The 15,181-nt window shown below is 48.9% G+C and carries 14 protein-coding genes; all 14 read left to right on the forward strand.

Annotated elements, in window-relative coordinates; genetic code table 11:
- The first annotated feature begins 160 nt into the window (after nt 1–160).
- Entirely contained in the window at nt 161–1,618 is a 1,458-nt protein-coding gene (locus tag MGMO_RS08830) for an aldehyde dehydrogenase family protein (protein WP_268768303.1), read from the forward strand.
- A gap of 49 nt (nt 1,619–1,667) precedes the next feature.
- Complete coding sequence (locus MGMO_RS21095) at nt 1,668–1,880, forward strand: FmdB family zinc ribbon protein (RefSeq protein ID WP_023494710.1); 213 nt, start codon at nt 1,668–1,670, stop codon at nt 1,878–1,880.
- A 155-nt stretch (nt 1,881–2,035) separates the two neighbouring features.
- The gene (locus tag MGMO_RS08835; RefSeq protein ID WP_023494711.1) at nt 2,036–3,139 is read left to right on the forward strand and encodes a cobalamin-independent methionine synthase II family protein; all 1,104 of its coding nucleotides are present in this window, start codon (nt 2,036–2,038) and stop codon (nt 3,137–3,139) included.
- A 108-nt stretch (nt 3,140–3,247) separates the two neighbouring features.
- Nucleotides 3,248–4,801 (forward strand): FAD-dependent oxidoreductase, encoded by a 1,554-nt coding sequence (locus MGMO_RS08840; RefSeq protein WP_023494712.1) that lies wholly within the window; start codon nt 3,248–3,250, stop codon nt 4,799–4,801.
- Nucleotides 4,802–4,822: 21 nt separating this feature from the next.
- Nucleotides 4,823–5,593, forward strand: a complete 771-nt coding sequence (locus MGMO_RS08845; protein ID WP_023494713.1) for an SDR family NAD(P)-dependent oxidoreductase — start codon at nt 4,823–4,825, stop codon at nt 5,591–5,593.
- Nucleotides 5,594–5,604: 11 nt separating this feature from the next.
- Complete coding sequence (locus MGMO_RS08850; protein ID WP_023494714.1) at nt 5,605–6,525, forward strand: CoA transferase subunit A; 921 nt, start codon at nt 5,605–5,607, stop codon at nt 6,523–6,525.
- Nucleotides 6,518–7,381, forward strand: a complete 864-nt coding sequence (locus MGMO_RS08855; RefSeq protein WP_023494715.1) for a coenzyme A transferase — start codon at nt 6,518–6,520, stop codon at nt 7,379–7,381. The genes MGMO_RS08850 and MGMO_RS08855 overlap by 8 nt, the downstream gene beginning before the upstream one ends.
- A 3-nt stretch (nt 7,382–7,384) precedes the next feature.
- On the forward strand, nt 7,385–8,293 hold the full coding sequence (locus MGMO_RS08860; RefSeq protein ID WP_023494716.1) for a DUF7714 family protein: 909 nt from the start codon (nt 7,385–7,387) through the stop codon (nt 8,291–8,293).
- Between the two features lies 1 nt (nt 8,294).
- Complete coding sequence (gene comA / locus MGMO_RS08865; RefSeq protein WP_023494717.1) at nt 8,295–9,179, forward strand: phosphosulfolactate synthase; 885 nt, start codon at nt 8,295–8,297, stop codon at nt 9,177–9,179.
- The gene (gene xcbC / locus MGMO_RS08870; RefSeq protein WP_023494718.1) at nt 9,176–10,705 is read left to right on the forward strand and encodes a 2-phosphosulfolactate phosphatase XcbC; all 1,530 of its coding nucleotides are present in this window, start codon (nt 9,176–9,178) and stop codon (nt 10,703–10,705) included. Before comA ends, xcbC begins: the two co-directional genes overlap by 4 nt.
- The gene (locus MGMO_RS08875; protein WP_023494719.1) at nt 10,702–12,294 is read left to right on the forward strand and encodes a GMC family oxidoreductase; all 1,593 of its coding nucleotides are present in this window, start codon (nt 10,702–10,704) and stop codon (nt 12,292–12,294) included. Before xcbC ends, MGMO_RS08875 begins: the two co-directional genes overlap by 4 nt.
- A gap of 18 nt (nt 12,295–12,312) precedes the next feature.
- Nucleotides 12,313–13,680: a 3-sulfopropionylcysteine synthase XcbD gene (xcbD, locus tag MGMO_RS08880; RefSeq protein WP_023494720.1), complete on the forward strand. Its 1,368-nt coding sequence runs from the start codon at nt 12,313–12,315 to the stop codon at nt 13,678–13,680.
- 13 nt (nt 13,681–13,693) lie between these two features.
- Nucleotides 13,694–14,737, forward strand: coding sequence for a coenzyme M biosynthesis enzyme XcbE (xcbE, locus tag MGMO_RS08885; protein ID WP_235557255.1), 1,044 nt, complete (start codon nt 13,694–13,696; stop codon nt 14,735–14,737).
- Between the two features lie 30 nt (nt 14,738–14,767).
- On the forward strand, nt 14,768–15,181 hold a 414-nt coding region (locus MGMO_RS08890), incomplete at its 3' end, for an NAD(P)/FAD-dependent oxidoreductase (protein WP_036307332.1).

Consider the following 15,181-nt stretch of genomic DNA (forward strand, 5'->3'; position numbering starts at 1 on the left):
GGCCAGTCCACTCGTGGGTGATGCGCTATTAGGGTGTGGCATTTGTCCATCTTAAGGAAACATTGGTGGATATGGATGTGCCTGAACAAGAAATAACTAAATAGATGTGCACACTTAAGAACCGCTATAAACCTTGACGTAAGTTGCTATAAGATGTAGGTTGAAACCATATAAAAAAATAACTCCTTGCACAGGAAAAGCCATGAATGCAACAACAGAGTCAGGTGCAGATGAAATAGCGGCATATATCCAAAAAGCCCGCAATGCCCAGGAAAAGATCGCCAATTACACCCAAGAACAGGTCGACGAATTGGTGACGGCGGTTTGTTGGGCTATCGTTAGGGAAGACCGCGCAAAAGAATTGGCGAAACTGGCGGTTGATGAGGGCGGTTTTGGCAATTATAACGATAAAGTGAGTAAGATTCGTAACCGTTGCATGGGAACCCTGCGGGATATGCAAGCAGTGAAAACCGTCGGTATTGTTGAGGCTTTTCCCGAAAAAGGCCTGATTAAAATCGCCAAACCGGTGGGTGTTATTGCTGCACTTATTCCTACGACAGGCCCGGATGCGACACCGCCTTTAAAATCGCTGCTGGCCTTGAAAGGCCGCAATGCCATCATCGTAGCAGCCCATCCCCGGACGCAACTTACGACTGAATTGACCGTGAAGTACATGCGCGAAGCCTGTGAACAGGTTGGCGCTCCTGCCGATTTAGTGCAAGTTATTGAGAAGCCATCACTTTCAAAAACCCAGCAATTGATGCAACAAGCGGACTTGATTGTTGCGACGGGTGGCGCCGCGATGGTGAAAGCGGCTTACAGTTCCGGTACACCGGCTTATGGCGTTGGGGTCGGTAATTCAGTCCATGTAGTTGATGAAACGGCCGATCTTGACGATGCAGCCAATACGATTGCCATCGCCAAGAAATTTGACTACGCGACTAGTTGTCTGGCCGATAATTCGGTCGTTGCACACGAGTCGATTTACGGCGGCTTAATCGAGCGAATGCAAAAGTTAGGTGCTTATCTTTGTAACGCGGATGAAAAAACCAAGCTGCAACAGTTGATGTGGCCTACGCCTGAAAATCATATTCCAAGTGTCGATGTAATCGCAAAATCTCCAACTCATATCGCAAAGTTGGCTGGCTTCAATGTACCCGAAGACTGTAGTTGTTTGATCGTGGAGGAAAATGGTGCGGGTCCTGAGTATCCTTTTTCAGGGGAGAAATTATCGCCAGTGTTAGCGCTTTATAAATATGGAGGCGACATTAGCAACGCCATAAACCAAGTTAATGCAATTACGGAGTATCAGGGGCAGGGCCACACGTGCGGCATCCATACAACCAATGACGACCATGCGATGGCTTTGGCAATGCAAACCAAGACCGCCAGGGTGATGGTCAACCAGAGTTTGAATGAAGGTGCGGGTAGCCCGCGAAACGGGTTGCCTTATACCTTAAGCTTAAGTTGCGGGACCTGGGGGGGGAATATTACGACAGAAAATGTCAATGCGCGCCACATGGTCAACCTGACCTGGGTTTCACGGCCAATCAAATCCAACCCACTTGATGAAACTTATCTTTTTGAAAAACATTGGCAGAAATATGAGAGTTTATAACCCTATCGTGTATTCGAATGCGTTTTTATGCTAATCATTAGAGAAACTAATGCCTATTTATGAACTCCAATGCCCTAAGTGTAATCATCAATTCAAAGGCTTGGTAATGGCCAATACACAGGCACCCAAGGAATGGGTTTGTTCGCACTGCGACAGTCATGAAGCGAAACCGATTCATGTATATGAAAACATTCATCCGCTAGAGAATGAACATGCTGCTGGATGCCCTTGTTGTGGAGGCACGAGTAGAAATAATTTTTAATATAAACCATAATTAAATCAGGCTTATAAAGCATAAGCGGATGAATATAAAATAAGAAATTTACCAAAGGAGGTTTCGAGCATTTAATACCTGCAAATTGGAGAATAAATATATCAGGGAGAACCACCATAAAATAACTATAAGAGAGGTGCAAAATGAATAAGGTTTTGATTCCGACAAGTATGGTAGGCAATTATCCCAACCCAAGATGGTGGGATGCTGATTTCGCAAGACATTTCAAGGGTGACCGGCAGCCGCCGGATGCCATGTGGCGGGAAGCGTTGGAGGATGCAACGGCGGCTATCGCTACCGACCAAGTTAATGCAGGCCTGGATATTATCGCGGATGGCCGGCTTCATGGAGACAACTATGCCGATGCCGCGCTTTATTATTATTTCAATAGGCTAGGCTATGATTTGTCGGGTAGCCATCTCGGTTTTCCGATCTACAGTCGTTTGCATTCGGCGACGGTCACGCAAGAAATAAAGCGCCGCGGCCAAATCATGGTCGAACAAGCCCGCGCCCTCAAACGGGCGACCAATAAACCCGTCAAAGTCCAATACACAGGTATCCAAGTGTTGGCACAATGCACTAATGACCTTCATTACTCCAATAGCCGTGATCGTGCGATGGCGATTGCCGCTGCCATCAACGAAGATATTTTGGCCGTTGACGAATTGGGTGTGGAGTATATCCAGCTTGACGAATTCACCTGGCCTTACTTTTATGAAGATTGGGCAATCGAAGCGTTCAACCGCGCGGTCGCAGGCGTTAAGCATGCCAAGATTGTTTGTCATATCTGTTGGGGTAATTGGGGTGGTACACCCGCTTATTATCCTGATGATACGGCAGGTACCGGTGAGGTTTTTGATTTAACCAAACGTGCCCAGGATGCTAAAGCTCCGAATCCCACCTCATCCGTGGTGCCAAAATCCTACGAAGCTAAAATTGATGTGTTTAACATCGAAGGGATAGGCCGCATATCTTTTGATCAATCGGGTCTCGAAATACTGAAACAACATCCAATCCCGAAGAACATGATGTTCTGGGCAGGTGTCATCGATGTCAAAAGCACAGTCACCGAAACCGCCGAACAGGTCGCGGCAAAGATTCGCCAATTACTCACGGTAGTCCCGGCAGAACAGTTAGGAGTTACGACTGACTGTGGGCTAATCTTGTTGCAACGTTATATCTGTCAAGACAAATTACATGCTTTAGTCGAGGGGGCAAAAATAGTCCGTAATGAACTAGCGAAATGAATGGGCACTAATTCTTAAGTTGGCTTGGGAAAGAACCAAGCCAACAAGATAGTTAGCTAGTTTACATAGTGACGAAATTACTTAAATAATAAGACTGGACGGCTACCAATGGATGTTTGGGGAGACTGCCTTACCATCGAAAAGTGGCAACATTTTGTGGCCGAAACACTGGAATCCGGCAATAGTACACCTGTTTTCAACATAAACCCAAATGATACCCGCGAATTTGATGCCATTTTTCTGGGTGGCGGCGCCGCCGGACGTTTTGGCGCGGCTTATTTGCGCGCCCTTGGCGGGCGTGTGCTGATTCTCGATCGCTGGCCGTTCCTTGGCGGTTCTTGCCCCCATCAAGCCTGTGTACCTCACCATCTGTTTTCTGACTGCGCAGCGCAACTTATGCTTGAGCGCACCTTTTCCGGTAAGCTCTGGTTTCAAAACCTCAACGACAAAATCGTATCCATCAAGGACATCGTTGAACTCTTTCGAACCGGCAGGACAGGTCCCCATGCCGTGATGAACTTCCAAAGTAAAGAGCAACTTGGGTTGGAGTTTGTGTTGAATGCAGAGTTCGAAATTATCGATGCCCATACTGTTCAAGTTGGCGACCGTAAGTTCCATGTTAAGAATTTGGTTTTAGCCTTGGGTGCCAAGCCCTTCGTGCCAGATATTCCCGGTGCAACCTTAAAAGGCGTATTTACTTCCCAAACCTTGGTTGAAAACCTAGATTTTGAACCGGGTAATACTATCGTCGTCATCGGCGGGGGAAAATCGGCGATTGAATACGGCTGTTTTTTTAATGCCACTGGTCGACGAACAATTGTTGTCGCCAGGAATCAAGTGATGCCTATGCTTAAAGATGCCGAATCCCGTGCCTACGCCATCCTTATGATGGAAGAACAAGGCATGGAATTTTTTGAAAATGCTGAAGTAATGGAAATACAGGGGGATGCGCAAGGCAAGGTGAGATCGGTTTCTATAAAAACTTCCGACGGCATAATCGATATTGATACCGATTTTGTTTTTATGGGTCTAGGCGAACAAGCCAATTCAGAAATAATTGCCCAAAAATTGGGTCTGGAAACCAGCGATAAAGGCTTCATCAAAGTCAATCGGCACATGCAAACCTCAGTACCGCATGTTTATGCCGTCGGTGACGTGACCGGGCCGCCGATGGAAATGTTTAAAGCCAGGAAGGAAGGCGTGTGCGCCGCTAAAAATATCATGGGACAAGCAAGTGAATATAAAACGGCTGATTACCCTGATTTTATGCATACGCATTACGAAGCCTGTTGGCTAGGGTTAAGTGAAGAAGAGGCGCGCCAACGTTATGCCAATGTAAAAATCATGAAACTACCGCCCGACAACCCCAATGGTCTTGATGTCGGCTTGCCGGCAGGTGACCGAATGATGCTGTACTTGATGGCGAAGCCGCGTATGTCGGGCTTTCAAAAACTCATTCTCGATGGCGATACCCGTAAAATTTTAGGGGCTACCCATATTGGCTATGGTGCAAAAGATGGCTTTCAATACCTCAATTACCTGGTAAAAAAAGGACTAACGATAGACGATTTGGCCGATATGGACGAATTATTTATCAGTCCTAGTTATTTCATTCAATTATGTCGGTTACGCGCCGGTGATCCTCATTTTAATGACATGTAAATCTATTAACTAATTAACACGATGATGAGTAATCGATTTCAAGGGAAACAGGCAGTTATTACCGGTGGCGCTACCGGTATGGGATATGACATAGCCAGTCGTCTGGGCATGGAAGGGGCTTCCTTGGCTATTTTAGATATTAATGAGGTCGCATTAGCGGATGCAACCCAAGCTCTCCGTGCGGATGGCGTGGATGCCAACGCTTATCAAGTTGACATCTCCAATCCAGATGAAGTCGCCGATACCTTCTCCCGGCTAATCGCTGAATTTAATGGAACACTCGATATTTTGATTAACAATGCCGGTATTGCCGATTTTGGTACTGTGGAAACTACGGAACCCGAGGTTTGGAATAAGGTCATGGCAGTGAATGTAAACAGCACTTACCTCTGTTCGAAATCCGCACTGCCAGCAATGAAACATCGCGGCGGAGCCATCATTAATTTTGGCTCAGTGGCTGGGATGGTAGGTATTCCCAATATGGCCGCTTATTGTGCTTCCAAAGCCGCTGTCATTGGTTTGACCAAACAAATGGCGGTTGACTATTCAAAGCTGGGCATTCGTGTAAACTGCATTTGTCCAGGCATGATCGCCGATACCGATATGGGACGGCAAATTCTCGCAACCGACGGGTCTGAAGAGATGATGAACAAACGGTTAAGTAAATATCCGATAGGGCGATTCGGTAAGTCCGAAGAAATAGTCGCGGCGGTATTATTTTTGGCATCCGATGAAGCCAGTTTTGTCTGCGGCTCGGCATTCACCGTAGATGGTGCCATGACAGCTCTTTAAGGTTAAAACATATGTATACACAAGCCGATAAACGATGCCCATTAACTCAACTCGTCGCGCACATCCATAACGGCGATTGTTTGGCAATTGGCGGCGGTTTGTCCTGGCGAGAACCGATGGCGGCCTTGCGGGAGTTGATTCGGCAAGGCATTAAAGACCTTAAGCTGGTTGGCTCGGCGCATGGCATCGATGTTGACCTTTTGTGTGGTGCAGGGAGTGTTGCCTCCAGTGCAGAATCCTATGTCGGCTTTGAGCAGGATTTCGGCATGGCGCTCAATTACCGTCGGGCCTGTGAAACGGGTGCCGTCAAAGTCGAAGATAACTGCTGTTATACCTTGGTCCAGCAACTTAGGGCAGCGATCCAGGGATTGCCTTTCATGCCGATCCGTTCGGTACAGGGGACGGATTTCCTAAAGCTGCATCCAGAGTTTAAAACGATTACTTGTCCTTTTAGCGGCGAGCAACTGGTTTTGGTGCCTGCGCTCAAACCTGATGTCGCCCTTATCCATGCCCATTATGCCGACGAGCATGGCAATTTGCATATTGATGGGCCGCCAGTAGCCGACATACTTTTTGCCAAGGCCTCGAAAAAAGTCATTGTTACGGTTGAAGAGATCATCCCACATCAAGAGCTGGCAAACAAAGGCGTAACGATTCCCTATTTTTATGTCACCGCCATTTGCGAAGTACCCTACGGCGCCCACCCGACATCCTGCTACCCGCGTTATGCTTACGACAGGGAACATACGAAGCACTATTACCAATCCGCAAAAAGCGGCGGCGATAATTTTCGCGACAACTACCTCAACCCTTATATTTACGATTGTAAAGACCATGCCAGTTATTTAAATTTGATAGGCGGTCAAGTTAGACTCAACCGACTCGAACATTGGAATAGTGACATCGACCAGTGGATGCAGCTTTATGAATAAGGCGACCAAAATAACAAGCTGTACGCTCGGCGAATTGATGATTTATCAAATCGCACTTTCGATAGAAGATGGCATTTTGGCATTTCACGGCTTTGGATCGCCATTGGTGCAGTTAGCTTTGCACCTGGCAAAACGCAATCATGCGCCTAATTTGGTGTTGGTGGCCGGTGCGACCTATGGTATCAACCCGACCCCCGCATTCTTAACGCCAACGACCAACGATTTCGCCATGAATCGTGATGCCGAGTGCCATTTATCGATTGAAGAATTATTTGACCTTGCTGCGAGCGGGCGATTAGGCCGAATGTTTTTGTCGGGTTTGCAAATTGACCGTTGGGGTAACATGAATGTCACCCGTTTGGGAGATGATGACCGGCTTACGTTAAAACTGCCCGGCGGAGGCGGAGGCTGTAATCTATCCTCTGATGCCGACCATGTGACCATATGGACAGCGGCACATCGCACCCATGCCGATGACCTAGGACGTCGCCGTTACCGCTTGGTTAACCGCTGCGATTTTGTCACCAGTGTGGGACATCGCACGGCAGAAGGCTTGCCGCGTTCCAGTATGCCTTATCGTGGCCGTGGGCCGGATTGTATTGTGACCGATTTGGGTATTTTTGGCTTCAATGCCGAAGGCCATGCCGAATTGCGTTTCACTTATCCTGATACCAACCTTGAGCTAATTGCTGAAAGCACGGAATTTGAATTTCCAGTTGCCGCCAACCTGTCAACAGCCGCATTACCTGAGCCCGATTTGATCGAATGCATCCGCCGCCTGGATCCCCTGAAAATTCATGAACGAGAACTCAGCCAGGATGATCGAGGGCGAACTTTTGAACTGGATGGGGCTTAACGAATGAACGGCGCAATCCTTCAAGTGGGTGATTTAAAGCAGAGGCAAAATTTTGTGCCTTTACCCTACCGTTGCGTCAGTTTCCAGCCTTATGACGGCGCAATGGATGCCAAAGTAATCGAGCAATATGTACTGGCAAGGGAAGTCTACCGACGCACGGACATTATAATACTGCACAATAACCGCCAGGAATATGCCGTAATCGCCGTACAACGCGCCGGTTCGGAAACTTTGTTCACTGCTGTTGAAAAAGTCGAAGTGTTAGCCCTGCCGGATGACTGCGTTTTTATCGCCGATCCAGATACCGATCCGGGTAACCGCTCTGCCTTAGGCAAGGCGGCTTTGGAACATCACGTTTCACCGCAACAGACGGCAATCGTGGTCGGTGCATTTGACCATGTCAACATCATCCATCATCCCAATCCTAAGATGTTACGGGTAATAGAAGTCGTTCCGCCCGAACCGCCCAAACTGTATCGTATGGTTGAACAGGTACTCAGTTATGCCGATTTGCCGCCTATCGTCCTGGAATTGGAAACAATCGACCTGCGTGACCTTGCCGGAACAGTGACTCCGGAAGCTTATCTAGTGCCATGCAGGTCAGGCGGACTTACTGATTTAGGCGCTCCGGTTTATTTTCTGGACGAACGCCCCGAACAACGGCGGCAATGGACTTTGCTCGGTTGTGAGCGCAGCCTGCAATTCCATCGCCATTACTATGGGGATGAACCGCCCCGTGTGGAAATGTGCCCGCGTAAACTGCTGAAGCCGGACAAAAATGCGACACTATTGAAGTGCTGCCTACTGGAATATGAATTTGAACAAGAAGGTAACAGCGTTATTGTGCCGTGGGGAACAGATTTGGGAATGATTGAAAAGGCTTTACGTCAATTATTTATTGGGAACTCATAAGATGGCTGAATTGGCTTGGGAAAATATTATAGGAGGCCAACGCGATTCGCGGGAGCGAAAGCCTCGTAAAACAGGTTGTACGATGGTAATGGATGTCGGTAAAAGCTTGCATGAAACCCAAAGCATGCTGCAACTCTGTTCCAACTATATAGATCATTGGAAATTCGGCTTTGGTACCTCCGTTTTTATGGACAAGGGCTTACTGCAAGAAAAACTTCAAATACTGGCGGCGCACAATATCCTCACATTCCCTGGTGGCACATTGCTGGAAGTGGCGTTGCTTACCCACCATTGCCGGGTGTATATGACCCATGCCAAATCCTTAGGGTTTACCGCCGTTGAAATTTCTGACGGAATCCTCCCGATTCCAAGGTTCAGGCGTAAGAGGATCATCGAATGCGCCTTAAATGCCGGGTTGATCCCGATCACCGAAGTCGGCAAAAAAGACCCGAAACGGCAACCTACCCCGGAACAAATTGCCGAAGAGATAAAAGAAGACCTGGAATGGGGCGCAGCCTGGGTTATTATCGAAGGACGCGAGAGCGGTCATAGTGTGGGCGTGTTCGATGAGTCAGGTAATGTTGACGAATATGAAGTGGATGTCATTGTTGGAATGATCGGCGATAAATCCAAATCCTTGATCTGGGAAACGCCGCTTAAGTCCCAACAGGCATTTTTCATCGAAAAATTTGGTGCGAATGCCGGGCTGGGCAATATCCCGTTAGATCAAGTTCTTGCCGTCGAAGCGCTGCGTAACGGCTTGCGTTTTGACACACTGAACCGCGTCACAAGCAAGTTATTACGAGAAGGTTCCTGGGATCCTAACCAAGTTGAAAGCAATGGTGCGGTCGGCACTCCACTGACTCCGAATGGCACAGCAACATGACAGGTAACGATGTCCGTCGACCGGTTTCATTACAGGAACAAGTCCTGGAAATCGGCACAAGGCTAAAAAGCCCGCCGTCGGACAGGATGGTCGAATCTGCGTTTGCTGCGGAATTAAGCCATCAGGCGCAATTATTTGAAGCGATAGGGCTGGTTGATATTGCCCATACCTTGATTGCCATCGAACTGGGTACTATCCCGAAATCCCAAGGCCATCTTTTGCTGGCGCAATTATTGGCCTTGCAAACCAAGCCGCCTTCGTTCGTAATGATTCCGGACAGGGGAGATATCTATACCAACCGCGAAGCCTGGCTAGCAGAGCGTACCGAAGCCGTGGGCTGGTTGGGTGCTGGCCGCGCCCGTAGGGAAGCGACGACTACTGCATTTATCCTTGTCCTGCGGCAAACACTGCTGGAATTCATTGAAACCCTAGTAAGTCTGGCGACGACCATAGTAAGTAAAGCTGAACAGCATTCATTATCCATCATGCCGGATTACACTTATCTTCAGGCCGCTCAACCGACTACATTCGGGCATTATTTATTGGGCTTCGCTTACCCAGTATTACGTGATTTGGATAGGCTTAAAGCCTTTTTGGAACGGCTTAACCTTAGCCCTATGGGCTGCGGCAGCACGAATGGTTCAAAATTATTACAAGGCCGACAACAGTTAGCGGACATATTGGGCTTTAGCGGCGTGATCCCTCATGCCCGCGATGCGATGTGGCAAGCGGATTTATTCATAGAAGCCGCTTCAATCCTGACATCGTGCAGCATCAATCTCAGCCGGTTGGCGGAAGACTTGCAAGTTTACAGCACCCAGGAATTTGCCCTTGTGGAATTGGACGACCGCCACGCCCGCGCCAGTAAAATCATGCCGCAAAAGAAGAATCCGTTTGCGTTGACGCACATCCGTGGCGTTGCCAATAAAATGATCGGTGTAACGGCCTCGGTTACGGCATCGGCCAGGACGCCATCAGGTCAACCGGATAATCGTTTACTGATTTATGGGGAATTGCCTGATGCGATGCAAACCGTCAATAATGCTGCGTCTTTGATGACAGAAGTGCTGGAAGAGTTGGCATTCAATGCCGAGAGAGGCAAGGCTTTGGCTGCGTCCGGTTGGGTCATGTCCACCGACTTGGCCGAGGCATTGGTAGTGGAATGCGGGCTGGATTTTAGAAGTGCGCATCAGTTGGTCGCTTTCTTGGCTGGCGAACACCAGGGTAAAAGCATCATGGAACTCGAGCTTAAGGCTTTAATGCAATCTGCTGAAAAAGAATTTGGCCATTCCATTACGCTGACTGAACAACAGCTTAAGTCTGCCCTAGATGTCACAATAGCTATCCAGGCACGAACAGAACCCGGCGGCACGGCAGTTGGCAGCATGAATAATATGATTGCCGAATGCCGCCAAAAATTGGCGGACCATCATGCTTGCAACCAATCCAGCTTGGGTTATTTTGCCAGTAAACAACAATCCGTATGGGAACGCGCCATGAAAGAAGTCGGCCAAAATAAGCCATGACCAGATTAGGCTTTGACTATATTATCGTCGGTGCCGGTTCAGCCGGTTGCGTACTTGCCAACCGGCTGAGCGAGGATCCAAACTGCCGTGTTTTATTACTTGAGGCCGGTTGTGAAGACAACGACCCTGCCATTCAAACACCCGGCTTATTTTCCCAGTTGCAGGACAGCCTTTACGACTGGAGCGACCGTACCGTGCCGCAGCCTTGTATGAATGGCCGTCGTATTTATATCCCGCAAGGCAAAACGTTGGGTGGCTCCAGTTCCATCAATTATATGATTTATATCCGCGGCAACCGGGCTGATTACGATCACTGGGCAAGCCTGGGCAACACAGGGTGGAGTTATGAGGACGTCCTGCCTTATTTCATCAAATCTGAAACCAACCAAGGCTTTAATGACCGCTATCATGGCCAGTCAGGGCCTTTGGTCGTCTCCAGCCATCCGCAACTATCGCCGGTTACCCAACGTTATCTAGCCGCCGCCCAGGAAGTGGGCATTGCCTATAACCCTGATTTTAATGGCGAACAGCAGGATGGCTGCGGTCAGTTGCAGAGGACTATTGCTAAGGGTGCACGGTGCAGTGCTGCTATTGCTTATTTGCACCCGGCGCGGCTTCGCCCCAATTTAACCGTTATCGGCAATGCCCAGGCCACCCAGCTATTGTTTGATAATCATCGGGTCATTGGTGTTCAGTACCTGCACCTAGGTAACGTAGGACAAGCTTATGCCGCTTGCGAAATCATTTTGTCTGCCGGGGCATTCCGGTCTCCGCAATTGCTGATGTTGTCAGGTTTGGGGCCCGCTTCGGAACTTGAAAAGCTCGGGATTAAAGTGCGGCTGGATTTGCCGGAAGTCGGCAAAAACCTGCAAGACCATATTCACGCCCGTGTGCGCTGCGAATTGACCCAACCCCTAACTTTTTCGCCACTGCCAAATGAGGACAAAATTGCCGCCGCAAACGATTACCAAGCCACCAAAACAGGCCCTTTGGCCTCAAATTTCCTGGAAACTGGTTGTTTCGTCAAAAGCCATCCCGATGTAACGTATCCAGATTTACAATTGTTTTTGTTCGGCAACTTAACGCCGGAATATCCTGAAGCAGGTCAAGCTACACGCCACGGTATAGCGCTAACGGCTTATGTCAACAGGCCCGCTAGCCGTGGTGAAGTCACCTTGTCATCCTCCGACCCTCTGGATCGCCCACGCATTAATCCCGGTTATTTCAGCGATCCTGACGACCTTCGTTGTTTGGTGGCAGGTGTGCGCTGGAATCTTAAAATTCTGTACGGACAGGCATTTGACGATATCAGGGGCATTGAATTGTCCCCTGGAATCAATACCCGTGATGATGACGGTTTGGCAGATTTTGTCAGGCGTACGGCATCGACCACTTGGCATCCGACAACGACCTGCCGGATGGGCTGTGATGCAACAGCGGTAGTCGATCCGGCATTGCGGGTTAATGGCGTAAGCGGCTTACGGGTAGTCGATGCGTCAGTCATGCCGACTATTGTCAGCGGCAACACCAACGCGCCGACCATCATGATCGCAGAAAAAGCGGCGGACTTGATCCGCGGATGCCTATAACTAAACGCTAATCAACCCATGCTTGATTCAGTCCATATCAGCGATTCCACGATCTTTGGTTCATCCTGGGTTGATCCTGAGCTACGTCCCTTATTTGCCGAGCAAAACAGGGTCTTAGGTTGGCTTGAAATCATGGCCGTCCTGGCAGATGTGCAAGCCGAGTTTGCTTTGATACCTGAACAGGCTGCGATAGAAATTAAAGCGGCTTACCAAGGCATTGTAATCGATGAAGCCTTCTTAAAAGAAGTGAGCGAAGGCTTTATCCTTACCAATCATTCATTGATGGGGTTGATTAATGCCGTCAAAAAACATTGCGGCGCTATTGGCGGGGAATGGCTTTGTTACGGGGCAACCGTCCAGGATATAACCGATACCCATACGGTACGCACATTATTAAAAGTGCATCAGCACTTTCTAGAACAGCTCACTGCAATACAAAAAATCCTGATCGATCTGGCTCGTCAGCATAGGCACACTGTCATGTGCGGACGCACCCACGCCCAACCAGGGTTGCCGATTACATTCGGTTTTAAAGCCGCAACTTGGTTGGATGAACTGGATCGCCATCGCCAACGTTTGGTTGAACTTAAACCACGATTAAGTATGGGACAGCTTAGCGGCGGTGTCGGAAGCCTATCTTCCTTCGGGCCGCAAGCATTAGCGTTGCAAAAGGCTTTTATGCAATACTTAGGCTTAGAGGTGCCCGCTATTTCCTGGACTAGCAGCCGAGACCGTTATGCCGAATGGTTGAATGTGTTGGCGATGATGACGTCAACCGGCGACCGGATCGGCCAGGAAATCGTCAACTTGCAACGGCCTGAGATTGGTGAGTTGAGTGAAGGTAAGGTCAACGGCACAGTCGGCAGCATTACCATGCCGCAAAAGCGTAACCCGGAAATATCCGAACACCTAGGCACTTTGTCAAGGGTAGTCAGGCATCATGCCGCGCACATGGCTGAAAACCTGGTGCACAGCCATGAACGGGACGGTCGTTCCTGGAAAGGGGAATGGGCGATTATCCCCGATGCGACCTTGGCGACCGGCAAATCATTGGCGTTGCTCAGTGACTTGCTTAAAGGTTTGCAAGTCAACAAGGAACGGATGCTCGCCAATATACGGGCAACTAACGGTTTAATCCACGCCGAAGCCGTCATGCTGACACTGGCAAAGACCTTAGGCAAGCAAAGCGCGCATCAACTTATCTATGAACTGAGCTTGCTTACACAAACGGAAGGACGTGATTTTAAACAGGCTGTTTTAGACCATCCAAAAATAAGCGCAATCCTGACCCGTAAAGAAATAGATTCGCTGTTCGATCTCGAACAAAGCACGGGCATGTGCGCCAACATGGTCGATCAAGTCATTGGCCGATGCCAGCCCTTATAAATGGGTGGTTGAGGTGACAATAGACAAACAATTTCTTGATAGGCAAGCCGTCATAAACCGAATTGCCAACCAAATACCCCGCCATATCCTCGCCCATTATCCAACACCGCTCATGCGGGCAAACCGATTGTCAGAAACACTTGGCGGAACTGACCTGTGGTTTAAACGCGACGACCTGATCAGTTTCGGCCTGGGCGGCAATAAGATACGCGGCTTGGAAGTTATGCTCGCTGATGCCCGGAATAAGCATGCGGACTGGTTGGTAACTGGGGCAGGCGTGCAATCCAATCATGTCCGGGCAACAGCGGCTGTCGCAGCTTATGCCGGACTGCGTTGTACGGCGGTTTATTGGGGGAAGCCACCTACTGCTGTGGACGGAAATTATCGCCTTACCCGAATGTTGAATACCCACATACATTTTACCCATGACGATGACAGGGCTTCGGTCGATGCACAAATCCCACTGGTTGCTGACAACCTGCAGGAACAAGGCTATCGACCTTATTCGATCCCACGCGGCGGAGCCTGTGCGATGGGTGTATTAGGGCATGTACTGGCTGTGTTCGAACTTTATCAGCAATGTCTTGGCCAAGGATTAGAACCTGATGCGGTCGTACTTGCCGTCGGTTCCGGCGGAACCTATGCCGGTTGGCTGCTCGGCATCAGGCTGTTGAACCTGCCCTGGAAAATGCGCTGCTACACGGTCAGCCGGGAGCCGGAACAGGTTCGCCAGCAAGTCGCCGAATTGGCTACTGAAGCCGCAGCCTTATTGAAACTGGATTGGACTTTTAGTGCCAATGATGCTCCCGTTTACGGCGGGTTTATCGGACAAGGTTATGGTATCCCAAACCTGGAAGCTGCCGAAGCGATCAAACTAATCGGTCGGTCCGAAGGTATTTTGCTTGACCCTGTCTATACCGGTAAAGCAATGGCTGGATTCCTGCATGGCCTACAAAACAAACAATTTGAAGGACAAAAAAAAATAGTTTTTGTGCATACCGGGGGCGAACCGGCATTTTTTGCCGGGAATGGCGATTGGTTGTATGCGTCTAATTGAAAATATAACACTGTAAATCAGGGAAAAATTATGCGAATCATTGTCATAGGCGGTGTAGCGGCAGGTGCAAAAGCAGCAGCAAAAGCGCATCGGGTTGATCCGAATAATGAAATCATCCTTTATCAAGATGAATCCGAAATGTCATATTCCGCTTGTGGGCTACCTTATGTCATCAGCGGTGTTATTGCTGATGAAAGGAAAGTTATCATCCGGCAACCTGAAGATTTTGCCAAGGAAGGCATCCAGGTTTTTATCCGGCACCGCGTTATTAGCATCGATAAAACCAAACAACAACTCACCGTAAGAAACCTTCAGGATAATACCGATTCAGTGGCCACTTATGACCGCCTAATCATAGCAACTGGCGCACGTCCAATAGTGCCAAGTGTTGAAGGGATAACACTGGAAGGCGTTTTAACCTTACGGAATATCGCTGACATAGCC

The sequence above is a fragment of the Methyloglobulus morosus KoM1 genome, from assembly GCF_000496735.2.
GTDB classification, from domain to species: domain Bacteria; phylum Pseudomonadota; class Gammaproteobacteria; order Methylococcales; family Methylomonadaceae; genus Methyloglobulus; species Methyloglobulus morosus.

Excerpts from the sequence above, each read along its gene's own strand:
- MGMO_RS21095 (WP_023494710.1), top strand. The coding sequence starts at position 1,668 with ATGCCTATTTATGAACTCCAATGCCCTAAGTGTAATCATCAATTCAAA.
- MGMO_RS08855 (WP_023494715.1), top strand. The coding sequence starts at position 6,518 with ATGAATAAGGCGACCAAAATAACAAGCTGTACGCTCGGCGAATTGATG.
- comA (WP_023494717.1), top strand. The coding sequence starts at position 8,295 with ATGGCTGAATTGGCTTGGGAAAATATTATAGGAGGCCAACGCGATTCG.
- MGMO_RS08835 (WP_023494711.1), top strand. The coding sequence starts at position 2,036 with ATGAATAAGGTTTTGATTCCGACAAGTATGGTAGGCAATTATCCCAAC.
- MGMO_RS08850 (WP_023494714.1), top strand. The coding sequence starts at position 5,605 with ATGTATACACAAGCCGATAAACGATGCCCATTAACTCAACTCGTCGCG.
- xcbC (WP_023494718.1), top strand. The coding sequence starts at position 9,176 with ATGACAGGTAACGATGTCCGTCGACCGGTTTCATTACAGGAACAAGTC.
- MGMO_RS08845 (WP_023494713.1), top strand. The coding sequence starts at position 4,823 with ATGATGAGTAATCGATTTCAAGGGAAACAGGCAGTTATTACCGGTGGC.
- MGMO_RS08860 (WP_023494716.1), top strand. The coding sequence starts at position 7,385 with ATGAACGGCGCAATCCTTCAAGTGGGTGATTTAAAGCAGAGGCAAAAT.
- xcbD (WP_023494720.1), top strand. The coding sequence starts at position 12,313 with ATGCTTGATTCAGTCCATATCAGCGATTCCACGATCTTTGGTTCATCC.
- MGMO_RS08875 (WP_023494719.1), top strand. The coding sequence starts at position 10,702 with ATGACCAGATTAGGCTTTGACTATATTATCGTCGGTGCCGGTTCAGCC.
- MGMO_RS08840 (WP_023494712.1), top strand. The coding sequence starts at position 3,248 with ATGGATGTTTGGGGAGACTGCCTTACCATCGAAAAGTGGCAACATTTT.